Source organism: Mycolicibacter sinensis, assembly GCF_001667375.1.
Taxonomy (GTDB): domain Bacteria; phylum Actinomycetota; class Actinomycetes; order Mycobacteriales; family Mycobacteriaceae; genus Mycobacterium; species Mycobacterium sinense_A.
Genome location: NZ_LZIN01000061.1, coordinates 44,177 through 58,519 on the forward strand (window position 1 = coordinate 44,177; position 14,343 = coordinate 58,519).

Below are 14,343 nucleotides of genomic sequence, written 5' to 3' on the forward strand. Positions count from 1 at the left end.
CCGCTTTCTAATAGGCGCCGAAAGCCAGCGCCACGTTGTGGCCGCCGAACCCGAACGAGTTGCTGATGGCGTAGCGGTAGTCGCCCGGCCGCGGATCCCCGGCGACGACATCGAGGTCGATCTCCGGGTCGAGGTTGTGCAGATTCAACGTCGGCGGCACGACCCCGTCTCGTAGCGCCAACACGGTGAGGATCGCCTCCACCGCACCGACCGCACCGACCGAATGGCCGAGCGCCGCCTTCGGCGCGTACACCGCCGGTTGGTGGGCGCCCAACGCATTGCGAATGGCGTGGGCTTCGGCGACGTCGCCGATCTTGGTTCCGGTGGCGTGCGCATTGACGTGGTCGATGTCGCCGGGAGCCAGCCCGGCGAGCTCGATTGCGCGGCTCATCGCGTAGCCGGCCCGTTCACCGTTGGGGTCGGGCGCCACGATGTGGTAGCCGTCGGAGGTGAGGCCGGCGCCCATCAGGCGGGCGAGGATGGGCGCACGGCGGGCTTTGGCGTGCTCCTCGGTCTCGATGACCATCAGCGCGCCCGCCTCACCGAAGACGAACCCGTTGCGGTCCTTGTCGAAGGGGCGACATGCGCCTTCCGGGTCGTCGTTGCTGGTCGACAACACGACACGCATGGCGGAGAAGCCGGCGATCGGAACGGCCTCGATCTTGTTCTCCACCCCGCCGCAGATCGCGATGTCGGCTTCGTCGTAGACGATGTCGCGCCATGCCTGCGCGATGGCTTCGGCCCCGGAGGCGCACGCCGACACCGGGGTGATGACGCCGGCCTTGGCGCCGCGCTCGAGTCCGACAGCGGCCGCGGATGCGTTGGGCATGTACATCTGCACCCCGAGCGGCGACACCCCCTTCATCCCGCGTTCGACCATGCCCTGATAGCCCCAGACCAGCTGCTCGGGTGAGCCCAGGCCGGTGCCGATGGACACCATCAGCCGCCGGGTGTCGACTTCAGGTGATCCGGTGTTCTCCCAGACCCGCCTGCCGATTATCGTCGCCATACTGCCGAGGTAGGACAATCGGCGCTGCTCGATGCGGGTCAACCCGTGGTCGAAGTCTTCACGCAGATGACCGCCGATGCGCACGGGCATGTCATACTTCTCGACCCATTCGTCATCGAGCCTGCGGATTCCGCTCTGCCCGTCCAGCAGCTTCTTCCAGGTGTCGTCCGCATTGGCGGCCAGCGCCGTCGTCATCGCGACTCCGGTGACGACCACGTCGGGAAAGCCGTGTCCCGTCGAGAACTTCGCCATCTCCTCGCCTCGTTTTCCGGTCCGCTACTTGGTGAGGGTGAATTGGCCGACGCTGCTGATGCCCTTGCGGAACAGGCCCGCGCAGCCGGTCAGGTAGCGCATATAGCGCTCGTAGACTTCTTCGGACTGGATGGCGATCGCGCGGTCGCGGTTGGCCCGAAGGTTTTCCGCCCAAGTGTCCAAGGTGCGCACGTAGTGCTCCGGGAAGACCTCGACCTCCTCGATGGTGAATCCGGCGCCCTGGGAGTAGTCGTAGATGTCGTCACGGCCGGCCATCTGTCCGCCGGGGAAGATCTCCTTGCCCAAGAACCTGACGAACTTCAGGTCGTTGATGGTGATCGGGATGCCGTGTTCGCGCCAATACGTCTGCGGGTAGGTGAAGATGCTGTGCAACAACATTCGGCCATCGTCGGGCAGCAGTTCGTAGGCACGATCGAAAAACGCCGCGTAGCGGGACTTTTTGAACGCGTCGAACGCCTCCACGCTGAAGATACGATCGACCTTCTCGTCGAACTCCTCCCAGCCCTGCAGGCGCGCCTCGGCGTGACGGCGGGTGTCGACTGACGCCAGGGAAGCCGCGCTGTAGGCACAATGGTTGCGGCTCAGCGTGATACCGATGACGTTCACATCGAACTGAGTCACCGCCCGCACCAGACCCGCGCCCCAGCCGCAGCCGACATCGAGCACCGTCATGCCCGGCTCCAGGTGAAGTTTGCGCAGCGCGAGATCGTATTTGGCGTTCTGCGCTTCCTGCAGGCTCATGTCGTCACGTTCGAAGTACGCACAGGTGTAGGCCATGCTCGGGTCGAGGAACAACGAGAAGAACTCATCCGAGATGTCATAAGCCGCTTGCGACTCTTCGTAGTACGGTCTCAGCTGCGTTGTCATGACATGCCACCTTTGTCCTCTCGTTACACCGCCGACTTTTCCATCGTGAATTGGCAGACGTCGGTATAGCCGTCGCGGAACAGTTCGCGGCAGCCGGTCAGGTACTTCAGGAACGTCTCGTACATCTCTTCGCCCTTGAGCTCGATCGCCTCGGCCCTGTGCGCCTCCAGAGCTTTGGCCCAGGTGTCAAGCGTGCGCACATAGTTCGAACCGATCCGGTGATGGCGGGTGATCTCGAAACCACACCGGGTCGCGTGTTCGTCGACGATCGATACCAGCGGCAGCCGGCCGCCGGGGTAGATCTCTTTGCGGATGAAGTTGATGAACCGCAGCAGCGACATCGTGCGCTTGAGCCCCATTTGCTGGGATTCCTCGAGGGAGGGCACCACGATGGAGTGCAGCAGCATCACCCCGTCGTCGGGCAGCACGTGATAGCACATTCTGAAGAAGTCGTCGTAGCGCTCGTAGGTGCCCACGCCGTCGGCGAAGTGCTCGAAGGCGCCCAATGAGACGATGCGGTCCACCGGTTCGTCGAACTGCTCCCAGCCCTGCAACCGCACCTGTTTGGTTCGCGGGCTGTCCATCTCGGCGAACTTGCGCTCGCAATGGGCCACTTGGTTTTCGCTCAACGTCAGGCCGATGACGTTGACGTCGAACTTTTCCACCGCGCGCCGCATGGTCGAACCCCAACCGGAGCCGATGTCGAGCAACGTCATCCCGGGCTTCAGCCCCAGCTTGCCCAGCGCCAGGTCCACTTTCGCCATCTGCGCCTCTTCGAGGGTCATGTCGTCACGCTCGAAATACGCGCAGCTGTAGGTCATCGTCGGGTCCAACCACAGCCGGAAGAATTCGTTGGACCGGTCGTAGTGCGACTGGACGTGCGCGATGTCCGGCTTGAGTTCGGTGTCAGTCATGAGATTCTCCCGATTGGTAGTTCGCCGTAGCTTCTTTAGCCGGCCTCCGAGTGGGCGGGCCACCGGGAATCCGCCGCGGATGACCGCTGTACAAGGGCCGATAAGGCCGACTTGACGGGATGGCCGAGAACCGAGCTGCGGCGCGGCGCGGGGCGAGCCGACCCCGCGGAGGTGCACCCGATCATCCCGCTGCTGTGTTGGTCTCCCGAACGCACTCGCCGTCCCCCAAACGCGTCAACTGCCGCGCTGTTTTCCCCGGTGAAAGCCCGCTCAAACGCCGCCTGGAAGGTTTTCTTTCCGGCTCAGGGCCGGTCACCGTGCGACGCGACCGAAACGCCGATGAGCTGCGGTTTCACACCTGACCTTGGGAAGGCCCGAAGTAGCTGCACCGGGGCAGCCGGACCGGCCATGGTGACCGCGGTTGACGCCCGGCGCCCCGCGAGCCAGCGCACCAGGTTCGCCGAGGTGCCACGGACGACGACCACGAGTCCGCAAGCGCCGCTCGTTCGGCCACGACGTCGCCGGTGATCGTCATGACCAACAGTCGCCAACCCGGTTGCTCACGGGGTGGCCGAAAGCGCCGCGCTGCCGCGGCAGGTTCAGGCGCTGAGGATCTTGATCGCGAAGACGAGGGTGTCGCCCGGCCGGATTCCCGCGCGGGGCTGGCCGTCGGGGTAGCCGTCCGCCGACGTCATGGCGACCGCGACCGTGGACCCCACATGTTGTCCCGCGATCGCTTTCTGGAATCCCGGAACGACTCCGTTGAGCGGGAAGTCGACTGGGGCGCCCCGCTGGTAGCTGCTGTCGAATACGGTGCCGTCCCGTCCGTTGACACCCATGTAGCAGACGCTCACCGTGGCCGTTGCCGGAACCACCGGGCCGTCGCCGGCCTGCAACGTGTGCACCTGAGTCTGGGCAACGCTGAAGGGAGCCGACACCTCCACCCGAGGCGCGGCCGTCTCGGTCGATCCGGTGACCGCGACGCTGCCGGTGGCCCCGTTCAGCGTCCACTCCGGTGTGCCGCCAGTCGCCGGTGCGGCGGTGGGGCAGGAGTCGGCCGCCGTTGCCGTGCCGGCTCCGGCCAGGGGGACGACGATGGCTGCGACACAGGCGGCGAGCCCGACCAGGGAATGCATCCGAGTGGAATTCACCTGCGTCACGCTACAGGCCTCAGCCGTCGAACAGCATGCGGGCGATCCGCTCGGCCGTCTTCATGGGTCGCCGGCGTTCACCGCTGCGCTGACTGCGCCGTTGAGCCACCCATCGCAACCGCACCAACCGCGTAAGCTTTGGCCGTGCGAGTCGATGTCATGACCCTTCCGCAGCACCTGGGAAAGATCGGCGAATTAGCGCGGCACGCCCAGGCGGCGGGTTTCTCCGGTCTGCTGTTCACCGAAGCCGGTCGTACCGCGTATCTCAATGCCGCCCTGGCATCTCAGGCCGCTCCCGATCTGGAGCTTTCGACCGGCGTCGCGGTTGCCTTTCCACGTAGCCCGTTCGTCACGGCCGCGACGGCGTGGGAGCTGCAAGAGGCTACCGCCGGGAAATTCCGGCTTGGTCTCGGCACGCAGGTGCGTACCCATGTCGTGCGACGCTACGGTGCGACGTTCGACCATCCCGGTCCGCGTCTGCGAGACTATGTTCTCGCCGTGAAAGCGTGCTTCGCCGCGTTCCGCACGGGGACACTGGATCATCACGGACCCTTCTACGACCTCGACTTCATCACTCCGCAATGGAGTCCCGGGGTGATCGAGGCGCCCGATCCCAAAGTCGATGTCGCGGCGGTGAATCCGTGGATGCTGCGGATGGCAGGCGAAGTGGCTGACGGGGTGCACGTGCATCCGCTCGGCGAGCCCGGCTACCTGGCACGCCACGTCGCACCGAAGGTCGCCGAAGGGGCGGCCAAGGCGGCCCGCTCACCGTCGGACATCGCCATCATCGTGCCCGTGATGACGATCGTCGGCGACAGCGACGAAGAGCGTCACCAGGAACGCGAACTGGTGCGCGCCAGCATGAGTTTTTACGGAAGCACGCCGAACTATGCCTTCATCTGGGATGAGGCCGGATTCGAGGGCACCACCGCCCGGATCCGGGAGAAGCAGAAGGCCGGTGACTTCGCGGGGATGGCGGCGCAGATCACCGACGAACACCTGGCCGTATTTGCCACCGATTCGACGTGGGATACGTTGGGCGACAACCTGGTCGACAAGTACGGGGGAGTGGCGACTCGGCTGGTCTTGTACAACGCCCTGGGTGACCGCGAGCGGTTCGAGCGCTATGGCGAGGTCGCGCGCGGTATTTCCCGCAGGTAAAGCTATGGCACCGGCTCCCAGGGCTGCTCGTTGCGCCGCCGCCGCTCTCGCTCGCGCGCTTGATCCTGGACCCAGAAATCCTCGAAGCGTTCGCCCGGGTGCACGTTCAGCATCCGGTTCATCAGGTTGCTGAGCCAGCGCGGCGGGTGATCCGGCTGCCATTGGGGAACCACGGCGCTGAGTGCGGCCAGCGACTTGAGCACGACGAACACCCCGAACAGCGTGCCAGGAGCATCTGTGGCGGCGACCCCGGCGAATCCGAGCAACAACGTCAGATGCACGACCATGACTCGGCTCAGTCCGACGTCGGCGGTGCGCTCGACGTCTCGGAAGGACCATCGGCGTAGATCGACCAGATCGAGAAGGAAATTCAGCGTCAGGAACAGCAGCACGCCTAGGCAGCCCCACCCGGCAGCGCGCCAATCGAGATCAATCAGCTCAAGTGCAGGCGCCCGGTTGTGCGCCAGGATAGCGAGAATGGCCCCCAGGAAGATCCCGTGGGCAGCACAGAAGGCCAGACTCACAAGGGCGAAGCCGGCCAGGAACGATTGGTTTGCCGGGCCACCGGATTGCGGTGCGCGGTAGTGGAAGTGGCCATATCGGGGGTTCCAGCGCCGGTGCACGGCGACGCGAGCGATCACAAACAGACAGACGGCGACGTTCTCGAACCAGTACACCACCAGGGTCGTCGCGCCGGACCACTGCTGGGTGAACCAACCCAGTGCCGGGATCGCGATCACCCCGAGCGAAGCAACCAGCTGAAACCGCGAGATTCTGGTGGCACGCGGAGAATCGGGTGCGCTCATGATCCGGCCATCCGGTTCTTGCGGTCCATCGGATAATCATGAGCTTCTTCGAGCCCGTCGAAGGGCCAGTTCGCCAACGTGGCGTCAGCGTGTCACGCCGTGCAGGTCCTTGGCGGTCGGAGACGTCGGGACCGTCGCCTGATTCGGGTAGGTACCGAGTAGTCGGTCGGCGGTTCCGGTGCTGGTGACGGTGAACCAGTAGTTCTCGTTTTTGAAGTGATGTCGCCGGTGGTTGCGCCAAATCGCCCGGTAAACATCAGATTTCGGCTTGTAGTCGGTGTGGATGAGGTAATGCGTCCACTCGTACACCAATCCGAGGCCGGCCAAGAAGACCACGGCCGTCAGCCCGAGACCGAGTCGGCTGAAGACCAGCAACGGCACAGCGACGGCGGCCGGGATCAGCCAGAGCAAGGTCTGCCGCGGGATGAAGATGAGCTCGATTCGTCGCGGGTCACGGTGATGCTCGCGGTGTTTGCGGGCGAGCAGGGAATCGAGGGTGAGGCGGCCGACAGAGCGCGGTCGCCAATGCAGGATGGCGACGTGGATGACCCACTCGGAAACCGGAAAAGTGACGAGCAGGAACGCTGGGAGAAGGACATCGGTGAGCTGCCAGTCGCCGACGACGATCCGGGCGGTCAGTGCCGCGAGGAACGTGAGGGCCAGGCACCAGGGGGAGGGGTGACGCCAAAACTCCCGGCCTGCCTCGGACAGGGTGATGCCGCCCCGGGTCGGTGCCGTCATCGCTGCTCGTCCAAACCGGACAGGGCGCTGAGGAGGCCGTGGGTGGCCGGTTCGAGGAGTTCAGTCGCGGCGCGTCCGGCGCCCGCCGAGTCGCCGGCGGCGATCGCCTGCGTCACCCGCCGGTACAGCTCGGGGCGACTGACCTCGGCGGCCATCACGGTGGCAAGAGCTTCTAGGGCAGGTTCGTAGGTTGCGCGCAGCGTGTTGAACATCAGCCGGAAGACGATGGAGTCAGCGGCGTCGACGACGTGGTCCCAGAACGTCAGTGCCGCCCGCTGCCGCTGCACCGGATCCTCTTCAGCGGCCAGCGCATCCACGGCGTCGTCGAGCACCGCGGCTGCCTGAGGGCCGCTGCGTTCGGCAGCCAGTTCGGCGACTTTGGGTCCGTTGTGCAGCCGGGCCTCCAAAATGCTGCGCACGACCGCCAGGTCCAACTCGTCGCCCCGGAGCACGAGGCGGGGCAGCAGGTCCAGGCCGGCGTGACGGCGATAGTCGCGCACCGTCGTGGCGTCGCCATGCCGGACTTCGATCAGGCCGGCTGCGTTAAGGCGCGTGAGTGCTTCGCGCACCGCCGGCCGGGATACGCCGAGCACTTCGGCGAGCTTGCGCTCGTTGGGCAGCAGCTCACCGGGTGCCATCTCGCCGCTGAGCACATCGGACATGATCTGCTCGAAGACGTGTTCGGGTATCGATCGACGCGCGACCTGACGTAGAGCCATACGCCCACCATGCCGGATCACTGGCCAGAGGTCAAGTGGTCAGACCACAGGCTTTCGCCTGCTCAGAGGCGGCTCAAGAGGGTTGCGGCACCCGGGCCGGCGAGCTCTTCGGCGGCTTGGCGGCGGCCCGTCATCGCCAGCAGGAGTGCTTCGCCGGTGCCGGTGACCTGGGGACCGTGGCCGTGTTCCCAGGAGATGTCGTCGGCCCGCAGCCGTAGACCCTTGATTCGCCGGCCTGCGCCAAGCCGGGGGTTGCTGGGGACCAGCGGCAAGACCCGTAGCAGCCGATGTGGCGGCACGATGCGCGGCCGGTTGAGGGCGCGGCGGATGTCTTGGTGATGAACGGTGGCGTCGACGAGGCCGATCATGCCGCCAAAACCCGCTGTCAGTCCGTGCGGTCGCAGGTGGTGGTTGAGGAACTCGAGCAGTTCGTGTGGAGACAACGAGGAGTACTCGGCCACGCCCACCTCGTTTGCGCGTACCACCCGTCCTTTGGCGAAGCGTTTGATCAGCCCACCCAGGGTGAGCTCCTCATAGCTGATGACATGTGCGACAACGTCTTTGACCGTCCACCCGGCACAGAGCGACTCGGTATGCCAATCCTGATCCGACAGCGTGGACAAGAATGCGGCCAGGTCGGATCGCTCCTCGTAGCCCAGGTCCATCAGCGAGGCGTCCGGGGCGCTCATCGCGTCACCTCCCGCGTGACGATGTCGAGGTAGCGCTCCAGATACCGGGGCCATCCGGCGTCGCCGCCCACCCCGCTTGCGACGGCGGGCCAGCCGTCACCATGCCGTTCGAGGTGGCGGTGCTCCAGCTCGACCCGAGTCCGGTCGGCCTCCTCGGCGATGAACCGAACTTCGACTTCACTGCAGTGGGCCGGATCTGTTTCGAGCTGCCACGTCGGTCCGATGTCCCAGGAGAAGACGATGCGGGTCGGCGGCTCGTAGGCCAGCACCCGCGACCACTCACAGCGGCTACCGTCGGTTGCGACGTCATAGATGTGGCCGCCGATGCGCGGCTCGAAGACGGTCTGGGCGATCGGGGCTCGGAGCAGATTGTGCTCGCGTGGCTTGATCGCGTCGAACCGCTCGACGAATAAGGCAAACGCTCGCTCGATCGGGGCGTTGACCACCACGCTCTTGCGGATGGGTTCTACCGCTGCCGTTTTCACTTCGCCTGCTCCTCCTGCTCGACGATGTTTTCGTAGGCCGCGAGGGCTTGATCCCAGAAGACGTCCAGCTCCGCGCGCAGGGCAGCGATCCCGGCTGGCTCGGCGTGGTAGAGCCTGCGGGTTCCCGCGGCTCGGTCGCTCACCAGCCCGGCGCTGCGCAGGACTTTCAGGTGCTGCGAGACCGCCGGCCGGCTGACCGGCAGATCACGGGCCAGCTCGCCCACCGCCATCGGTCCCGCAGCGAGTCGTTTGAAAATGGCCCGCCGAGTTCCGTCCGCGAGGGCGCCCCACGGATCCACTGATGCGTAGGTGACCACGAACCGTAAGTCTACACTTACCAATAGCGGTGGTCTAGCGGTCGTGGCTCGCGCCGGCCGAGATAAGAAATTTCGTGATGGTTTCAGTTGAGCAAAGGTCCTGCAGCGTGCAGGCATGGCGAGGGGCGACACCGCGTGTCTGGTTCTAGGGTTCGCTGCTATGGCGGGGCTGGGCAGTTACGTACGACTCGGGCGTAGAGCGGTTCGCGTCGCCCTGTCGGTCGTGATGGTGGTCATCCTGGGATTCATGGCCACCGCCGTCGCTCATGCGGCCGCGGCGACGGCGACATTGTCGGTGACCTCGACATGGCAGACCGGATTCATCGCCCGCTTCACCGTCAGTAATCGCAGCGCGGTGCCGCTGACCGATTGGAAACTTGAATTCGACATGCCGGCGGGCCAATCCATCTCGCACGCGTGGAGTAGCACCGTTACGCGATCTGGCACGCACTATGTTGTGGCCCCGGTGAATTGGAATCGCATCATTGCTCCCGGCGATTCGGTCAGAGGTGGTTTCCGTGGGGTGCTGACCGGGCCGTATTCGCCGCCGCTGAATTGCATGCTCAACCGGCAATATCTGTGCAGCTAGCGAGCCTTGGAGTGGGCGATCGTGCTATGCGCTCAGGCGCAGCGACGCAGAATCAGGCGCCTCGCGAGGCATCCCAGCCGGCCGGGGTGACGGGCAGCGCTCGCTTGTGTCCGGTGCGCCGGTACCAGCCGAGGATCGTCGCCTCATCGGCAGGGTCGACGTCGCCGCCCTCGAGGTAGTCGTCGACGACGGCATAGCGAACGCCGAGGGCCACCTCGTCGGGGATGAGCGGCTTGTCCTCCTCCAGATCGGCGGTGGGCACCTTCTCGATGAGGTTCGCCGGGAGGCCGAGGTGCCGGCCGATCTCGCGGACGCGGCGCTTCGGGAGGCCGTACAGCGGCGTGAGGTCGGCGGCGCCGTCGCCGTACTTGGTGAAGAACCCGACGACCGCCTCCGCCGCCTGATCCGTGCCGACGACGAGCATGTTGCGAGCCCCGGCGACGGTGTACTGGGCGATCATCCGCTCACGCGCCTTGACGTTGCCCTTGACGAAGTCGTGCCGGTCGTCGGAGATCGAGACGCCGGCCGCCAGGCAGGCGTCCCACATACCGTCAACCGCGTCCTTGATGTTGACCGTGTACACCTCGTCGGCCCCGATCGCCGCCACGGCCCGGTTGGCGTCCGCCTCGTCCTTCTGGACGCCGTACGGCAGCCGGATCGCCACGAACGTGGCATCGCCGCCCTCGGCCCGCACCTGCTCGCACGCCAGCTGGCACAGGCGCCCGGCCACCGTGGAGTCGACCCCGCCGGAGATGCCGAGCACCAGGCCCTGGGTGCCGGTGTGGCGGACGTACTCCGCGAGGAACCGGATGCGGCGCTCGGTCTCGCGGGCGGCGTCGAAGTCGGCGACAATCTCCAGATTCTCGATGATCCGCTGCTGCTGGGTGTCGCTGTCGGTCATAACGCGAGGCTAGCAACCGCCCGCTTCTGATCGGTGTTGCTGACTGTTGCTGTGGGTGGACCGCCTCAAACCTTTACTGGTATCTGGCCGTATTCGATCCCGCCAGGGGAGACGCGCTGAGCCGACGTCGCCATCATCCTGTGTCGACCCTCCCGCTTTGTGAGGGTTCACGCGACGCTGCTGTAAATCGCCGCGACGAGCCCGCCCAGGGTCAGCACCCCGACCATCACCGAGGCACAGATCGCGCGGCGTCGCCGGCGTCGGTGGGCGCTGTCTATCGCCACCGCGATGCTGGCGAGGGTCAACGCCGCATAGATCGACAGTCCCACTGTCAGCATCACCGCTTCCCCGGTGTTGGCCAGTGCCGCTTTGTGCATGCGGGGAGCTTACGGGGGTCTCGCCACCGGTCAGGTCGAAAGGATCACCGCCCGGGCCTTGGAAGGCCAGTTAACGGGTCTGATGCTTCGAGGGTTGGGAATGCTGCGCCGCAGCGGGATGTTGTCGCGACCGTTCGCATTCGCCAACCGATCAGTGCCGCGGAGGGATTATGACGTCACGGCAGTCATCACATGGGGGAGAGATCCTCGTCATCGGAGCCGGTGAACTCGGCGGCAACGTTATCGCCGCACTGACTGGTCGGGATGACACACCGCCGTTGACGGTGCTGCTGCGGCCGTCGGACACACCCCGGCATGCCCGGCGACGCGACGAGTTCGCGGCCCGCGGCGTCGGAATCGTCGAGGCCGACGTTACGACGGTGTCGGCGGCTGAGCTGTCGACAGTGCTCAGGCGGTTCCACACGGTGGTGAGCTGCATCGGATTCGCGGCTGGGGCGGGAACCCAACGCAAGATCACCAAGGCGGCGTTGGCGGCGCGGGTTTCGCGATACTTCCCGTGGCAGTTCGGCGTCGACTACGACGCCATCGGACGCGGTAGTCCTCACGAGCTGTTCGACGAACAACTCGACGTGCGCGACATGCTGCGCGCCCAGAGCGCCACCGAATGGGTGATCGTGTCGACCGGGATGTTCACCAGCTTCCTCTTCGACCCCGACTTCGGCGTCGTCGACCCCACCACCAATACCGTTAACGCGCTGGGCAGTTGGGACACCGAAGTCACCGTCACCACTCCGGAGGACATCGGCGTACTCACCGCGGAGATCGTCCAGACCCGCCCGCGTATTGCGAACCAGGTCGTCTACGTCGCCGGCGACACGATCACCTACCGCGAACTCGCCGAGATAGTCGAACGGACCAGGGGAGGCCAGGTCATCCGTAATGAATGGACCGTCGCGTCTCTACTGCACGACCTCGACCGAAACTCCGATGATGTCCTACCGAAGTACCGTGCGGTGTTCGGTCAGGGTAGGGGCGTGGCGTGGCCGAAGGCCGGTACGTTCAACGTCACCCGCGGAATCCCAACCACGACCGCTGAGGAGTGGGCGCGCAAACACTTCGGCACGAAACCTTAGAGCTGGGAATATCGCCTCATGGGCAAGGGGAGAATTGCTGCATGTCGACCGCGCTCTGGATCATCGTTGCCCTCCTTGCCGTCGGGACGATCACCGGCGGGTTGCTACGGATGCGGGTGTGGTTGCAGAGGCCCGTACCGCCTGAGGTGATCGAGGCCGCACACCGCGATGACGCCGAGGACGAGGACCGGCGCTGACGTCGTGAATCGCTAAGCCCACGGTCACATCGACTGATGGAAACGACGAGCACGCAGCGATCGACGCCTTGGAGCGGCAGGAATTCCTGCGGGGGCTCAACGGGGATTACCAGCGCCTGCGCAACGACCCCGAACTGTGGGAGCAATACCTGGCCGAGCGTCGCGAGTGGGACACGCTGGCTTGATCTGGCGAGGGAGGTCTACAACGTCGATCTCGGCCAGCCGGTCGGACACGAGCCAGCCTTTCGCCGCCCGGCGGTGGTGGTCCAGTGGGCTGGAACAGACCTCGTACGCGCGCTGCGACCAACTGCGAGTCGTCTCGGTCGAACGACTGTCAGCTCACCAGGGAATGATCAGCTCAGGTCAGATGCAGGCCATCGTGTTCAGCGATCGGAATCGCATCCTCGGACGAAAACAATTGGGGTGCAGCGCAAGACGGTCCGATTCGAGGGGAAAATCATCGGATGAACATGGCGGCCTAACCTGACATAATGTCCGTTATCGGCAATATATCCGACCTGGCGGTCGTTGGTCATCCGGTGTAACGTCGCAATCTTCGCCCGTACGGCGGAGTCACCACCCATCGTCGGCTGGGTCGCTCGCGCCGGTACTCGCGGCGGTCGCTGGGTTGCGGCGATCGGGCCACGCTGGGCGACGCTCTGCACTCCCCGGGGTCGATGCCCATCAATACGTCACAGTGACGTAATGGGGTGGTTCGGGGCCGGGACGGCCCGTCGCTGCCTAAAAGTTCGAAACATCCCCTTTCGCAGGCGGATCCGCTACAAGGTTCAGCGGTCACGTGCTTATGCGGTGGCACGTCCGATGAGGTCGCGTGCGCGGTCGAGCATCGACGCAAACGGTCCCACGGCGAAATTCAGCTTCGCCGATTCCACGCCGGGATGCGGATGGGTTGGCGCGATGGCCTCGGCCGCGCGCACCGCGCCGGCCAGCCGCTTACGCTCGTCGGCGTCGAGTTTGCGCTGCAACTTCGGGAATTCTTCCCGCTCCTCGTGCTCGGCGTGAGCGAGCACCGCGTCGCGAAGTCTGATCAGCTCATCGATGAACTGCTGTGAGGTGACGTCGAGGTTCTCCAGCGACGACAGCAGCTCCTTCGCGGAGTGTTCCTCGTCCAATAGGGTGTCGACAATTGCATCGCCGGCAGCCACTTCCCGGCGTACGCGCGGATGTACCACCATTTCCTCGGCTGTCTCATGCACGGCTAACAATTGCCGCAACTGCGCGAATGGCTTCTCCCGAGCGCGGGGATCCGTTGCGTGCAGCACTTGGTCGAACATGTCCTCGATGAGGTTGTGCTGTGCCTTTAAGAATGCGACGACCTCATCGGGCGACTCAATAATCATCTCGGGCATGTAGTTGGACCTCCTTGGCCGGCAAGCTGCCACGGCGCTCCGGGTTGGCGCGCCGTAAACACCGCATACCCGGGCAGCGGCATCGCCGAAACGCAGCGTCCGCCGGGCCACGTCAACGTGACTGCGCGGCTGCCTTACTGTTGCGGAGGCGCTGGCACCACCGGCTGGCATGCGTTGGCGCCAGGATTCCACCAGTTGCCCGGACCGCAATTCGGCGGTGCAGTGGGCTGGCACTCATTAGCGCCCGGATTCCACCAGTTGCCCGGACCGCAATCAGGAGGTTGAGCCGAGCCTATGCCGGGCGCTACCGCTGTCACAGACGCCGCAGGCGCTAATGCCACCGCCGCGGCAAAAGCCATGCGAAGAACCAAGTTGCTCATCGAGACCTCCCTCGAAAGTGTCAGACCCCCAATCTGGAGGTCGATCTATGAGCACTACCCCCTCCGGCGGTGCCGCAATCAGGAATTTGGCAGTAGGCCGGTACAGGGTCGGCTCGCCCAATGCTGCCGAAACAGGCCGGCTCCTATACGTTGGCGTGCACAACGTTGGAAGTCGCTCCGCCAAAAAAGGAATGGAACCGAATGACGCTGGACCTGATGCGCCTGTACGACCTCACCGGCAGGACCGCTATCGTCACCGGCGGTACCCGCGGCATTGGTTTCGCCATCGCCGAGGCCCACCGG

The 14,343-nt window shown here is 65.2% G+C and carries 17 protein-coding genes and 1 pseudogene; 5 read left to right on the plus strand and 13 right to left on the minus strand.

Annotated elements, in window-relative coordinates; all coding sequences use genetic code 11:
* Positions 1-7 precede the first annotated feature (7 nt).
* The 4 genes from A5771_RS12360 to A5771_RS12375 form a co-directional block, all read right to left on the minus strand.
* Complete coding sequence (locus tag A5771_RS12360) at positions 8-1,261, minus strand: KasA/KasB family beta-ketoacyl-ACP synthase (protein WP_064855507.1); 1,254 nt, start codon at positions 1,259-1,261, stop codon at positions 8-10.
* A gap of 24 nt (positions 1,262-1,285) precedes the next feature.
* Complete coding sequence (locus tag A5771_RS12365) at positions 1,286-2,149, minus strand: cyclopropane mycolic acid synthase family methyltransferase (RefSeq protein WP_064855508.1); 864 nt, start codon at positions 2,147-2,149, stop codon at positions 1,286-1,288.
* A 23-nt stretch (positions 2,150-2,172) separates the two neighbouring features.
* The gene (locus A5771_RS12370) at positions 2,173-3,063 is read right to left on the minus strand and encodes a cyclopropane mycolic acid synthase family methyltransferase (RefSeq protein ID WP_064855509.1); all 891 of its coding nucleotides are present in this window, start codon (positions 3,061-3,063) and stop codon (positions 2,173-2,175) included.
* A gap of 599 nt (positions 3,064-3,662) precedes the next feature.
* The gene (locus A5771_RS12375) at positions 3,663-4,199 is read right to left on the minus strand and encodes an FKBP-type peptidyl-prolyl cis-trans isomerase (RefSeq protein WP_234783038.1); all 537 of its coding nucleotides are present in this window, start codon (positions 4,197-4,199) and stop codon (positions 3,663-3,665) included.
* Positions 4,200-4,358: 159 nt separating this feature from the next.
* Here A5771_RS12375 and A5771_RS12380 point away from each other — a divergent pair, with 159 nt between their 5' ends.
* The gene (locus A5771_RS12380) at positions 4,359-5,375 is read left to right on the plus strand and encodes a TIGR03617 family F420-dependent LLM class oxidoreductase (protein WP_064855510.1); all 1,017 of its coding nucleotides are present in this window, start codon (positions 4,359-4,361) and stop codon (positions 5,373-5,375) included.
* A 2-nt stretch (positions 5,376-5,377) separates the two neighbouring features.
* Here the strand turns inward: A5771_RS12380 and A5771_RS12385 are convergent, their stop codons facing one another.
* From A5771_RS12385 to A5771_RS12410, 6 genes are all read right to left on the minus strand, one after another.
* Positions 5,378-6,181: a DUF6498-containing protein gene (locus A5771_RS12385; RefSeq protein WP_064855511.1), complete on the minus strand. Its 804-nt coding sequence runs from the start codon at positions 6,179-6,181 to the stop codon at positions 5,378-5,380.
* A gap of 84 nt (positions 6,182-6,265) precedes the next feature.
* Complete coding sequence (locus A5771_RS12390; RefSeq protein ID WP_064855512.1) at positions 6,266-6,922, minus strand: sterol desaturase family protein; 657 nt, start codon at positions 6,920-6,922, stop codon at positions 6,266-6,268.
* Positions 6,919-7,641, minus strand: a complete 723-nt coding sequence (locus tag A5771_RS12395) for a FadR/GntR family transcriptional regulator (RefSeq protein ID WP_064855513.1) — start codon at positions 7,639-7,641, stop codon at positions 6,919-6,921. The genes A5771_RS12390 and A5771_RS12395 overlap by 4 nt, the downstream gene beginning before the upstream one ends.
* Positions 7,642-7,703: 62 nt before the next feature.
* Positions 7,704-8,330 (minus strand): maleylpyruvate isomerase family mycothiol-dependent enzyme, encoded by a 627-nt coding sequence (locus A5771_RS12400; RefSeq protein WP_064855514.1) that lies wholly within the window; start codon positions 8,328-8,330, stop codon positions 7,704-7,706.
* A complete protein-coding gene (locus A5771_RS12405; RefSeq protein WP_064855515.1) occupies positions 8,327-8,815 on the minus strand; it encodes an SRPBCC family protein in 489 nt (162 codons plus the stop codon). Before A5771_RS12405 ends, A5771_RS12400 begins: the two co-directional genes overlap by 4 nt.
* The gene (locus tag A5771_RS12410; protein WP_064855516.1) at positions 8,812-9,132 is read right to left on the minus strand and encodes an ArsR/SmtB family transcription factor; all 321 of its coding nucleotides are present in this window, start codon (positions 9,130-9,132) and stop codon (positions 8,812-8,814) included. The genes A5771_RS12405 and A5771_RS12410 overlap by 4 nt, the downstream gene beginning before the upstream one ends.
* 160 nt (positions 9,133-9,292) lie before the next feature.
* On the opposite strand from A5771_RS12410, the gene A5771_RS12415 reads away from it, so the two are divergent.
* Positions 9,293-9,721: a cellulose-binding domain-containing protein gene (locus A5771_RS12415; protein WP_064855517.1), complete on the plus strand. Its 429-nt coding sequence runs from the start codon at positions 9,293-9,295 to the stop codon at positions 9,719-9,721.
* Between the two features lie 52 nt (positions 9,722-9,773).
* On the opposite strand, the gene nadE is transcribed toward A5771_RS12415, so the two are convergent.
* Positions 9,774-10,622, minus strand: coding sequence for an ammonia-dependent NAD(+) synthetase (gene nadE, locus A5771_RS12420; protein ID WP_064855518.1), 849 nt, complete (start codon positions 10,620-10,622; stop codon positions 9,774-9,776).
* A gap of 167 nt (positions 10,623-10,789) precedes the next feature.
* On the minus strand, positions 10,790-10,999 hold the full coding sequence (locus tag A5771_RS12425; protein WP_064855519.1) for a hypothetical protein: 210 nt from the start codon (positions 10,997-10,999) through the stop codon (positions 10,790-10,792).
* A gap of 170 nt (positions 11,000-11,169) precedes the next feature.
* On the opposite strand from A5771_RS12425, the gene A5771_RS12430 reads away from it, so the two are divergent.
* Positions 11,170-12,093 (plus strand): aromatic alcohol reductase, encoded by a 924-nt coding sequence (locus A5771_RS12430; RefSeq protein ID WP_064855520.1) that lies wholly within the window; start codon positions 11,170-11,172, stop codon positions 12,091-12,093.
* A 41-nt stretch (positions 12,094-12,134) separates the two neighbouring features.
* On the plus strand, positions 12,135-12,290 hold the full coding sequence (locus tag A5771_RS22645; protein WP_109401119.1) for a hypothetical protein: 156 nt from the start codon (positions 12,135-12,137) through the stop codon (positions 12,288-12,290).
* An 803-nt stretch (positions 12,291-13,093) separates the two neighbouring features.
* Here the strand turns inward: A5771_RS22645 and A5771_RS12440 are convergent.
* Positions 13,094-13,660: a hemerythrin domain-containing protein gene (locus tag A5771_RS12440; protein WP_064855521.1), complete on the minus strand. Its 567-nt coding sequence runs from the start codon at positions 13,658-13,660 to the stop codon at positions 13,094-13,096.
* Positions 13,661-14,241: 581 nt separating this feature from the next.
* Between A5771_RS12440 and A5771_RS24325 the strand changes: the two are divergent.
* Positions 14,242-14,337, plus strand: a pseudogene (locus A5771_RS24325) (oxidoreductase); the annotation flags it as partial.
* Positions 14,338-14,343 lie beyond the last annotated feature (6 nt).

Excerpts from the sequence above, each read along its gene's own strand:
- A5771_RS12360 (WP_064855507.1), bottom strand. The coding sequence starts at position 1,261 with ATGGCGAAGTTCTCGACGGGACACGGCTTTCCCGACGTGGTCGTCACC.
- A5771_RS12365 (WP_064855508.1), bottom strand. The coding sequence starts at position 2,149 with ATGACAACGCAGCTGAGACCGTACTACGAAGAGTCGCAAGCGGCTTAT.
- A5771_RS12370 (WP_064855509.1), bottom strand. The coding sequence starts at position 3,063 with ATGACTGACACCGAACTCAAGCCGGACATCGCGCACGTCCAGTCGCAC.
- A5771_RS12375 (WP_234783038.1), bottom strand. The coding sequence starts at position 4,199 with ATGCATTCCCTGGTCGGGCTCGCCGCCTGTGTCGCAGCCATCGTCGTC.
- A5771_RS12385 (WP_064855511.1), bottom strand. The coding sequence starts at position 6,181 with ATGAGCGCACCCGATTCTCCGCGTGCCACCAGAATCTCGCGGTTTCAG.
- A5771_RS12390 (WP_064855512.1), bottom strand. The coding sequence starts at position 6,922 with ATGACGGCACCGACCCGGGGCGGCATCACCCTGTCCGAGGCAGGCCGG.
- A5771_RS12395 (WP_064855513.1), bottom strand. The coding sequence starts at position 7,641 with ATGGCTCTACGTCAGGTCGCGCGTCGATCGATACCCGAACACGTCTTC.
- A5771_RS12400 (WP_064855514.1), bottom strand. The coding sequence starts at position 8,330 with ATGAGCGCCCCGGACGCCTCGCTGATGGACCTGGGCTACGAGGAGCGA.
- A5771_RS12415 (WP_064855517.1), top strand. The coding sequence starts at position 9,293 with ATGGCGGGGCTGGGCAGTTACGTACGACTCGGGCGTAGAGCGGTTCGC.
- nadE (WP_064855518.1), bottom strand. The coding sequence starts at position 10,622 with ATGACCGACAGCGACACCCAGCAGCAGCGGATCATCGAGAATCTGGAG.
- A5771_RS12425 (WP_064855519.1), bottom strand. The coding sequence starts at position 10,999 with ATGCACAAAGCGGCACTGGCCAACACCGGGGAAGCGGTGATGCTGACA.
- A5771_RS12430 (WP_064855520.1), top strand. The coding sequence starts at position 11,170 with ATGACGTCACGGCAGTCATCACATGGGGGAGAGATCCTCGTCATCGGA.
- A5771_RS22645 (WP_109401119.1), top strand. The coding sequence starts at position 12,135 with ATGTCGACCGCGCTCTGGATCATCGTTGCCCTCCTTGCCGTCGGGACG.
- A5771_RS12440 (WP_064855521.1), bottom strand. The coding sequence starts at position 13,660 with ATGCCCGAGATGATTATTGAGTCGCCCGATGAGGTCGTCGCATTCTTA.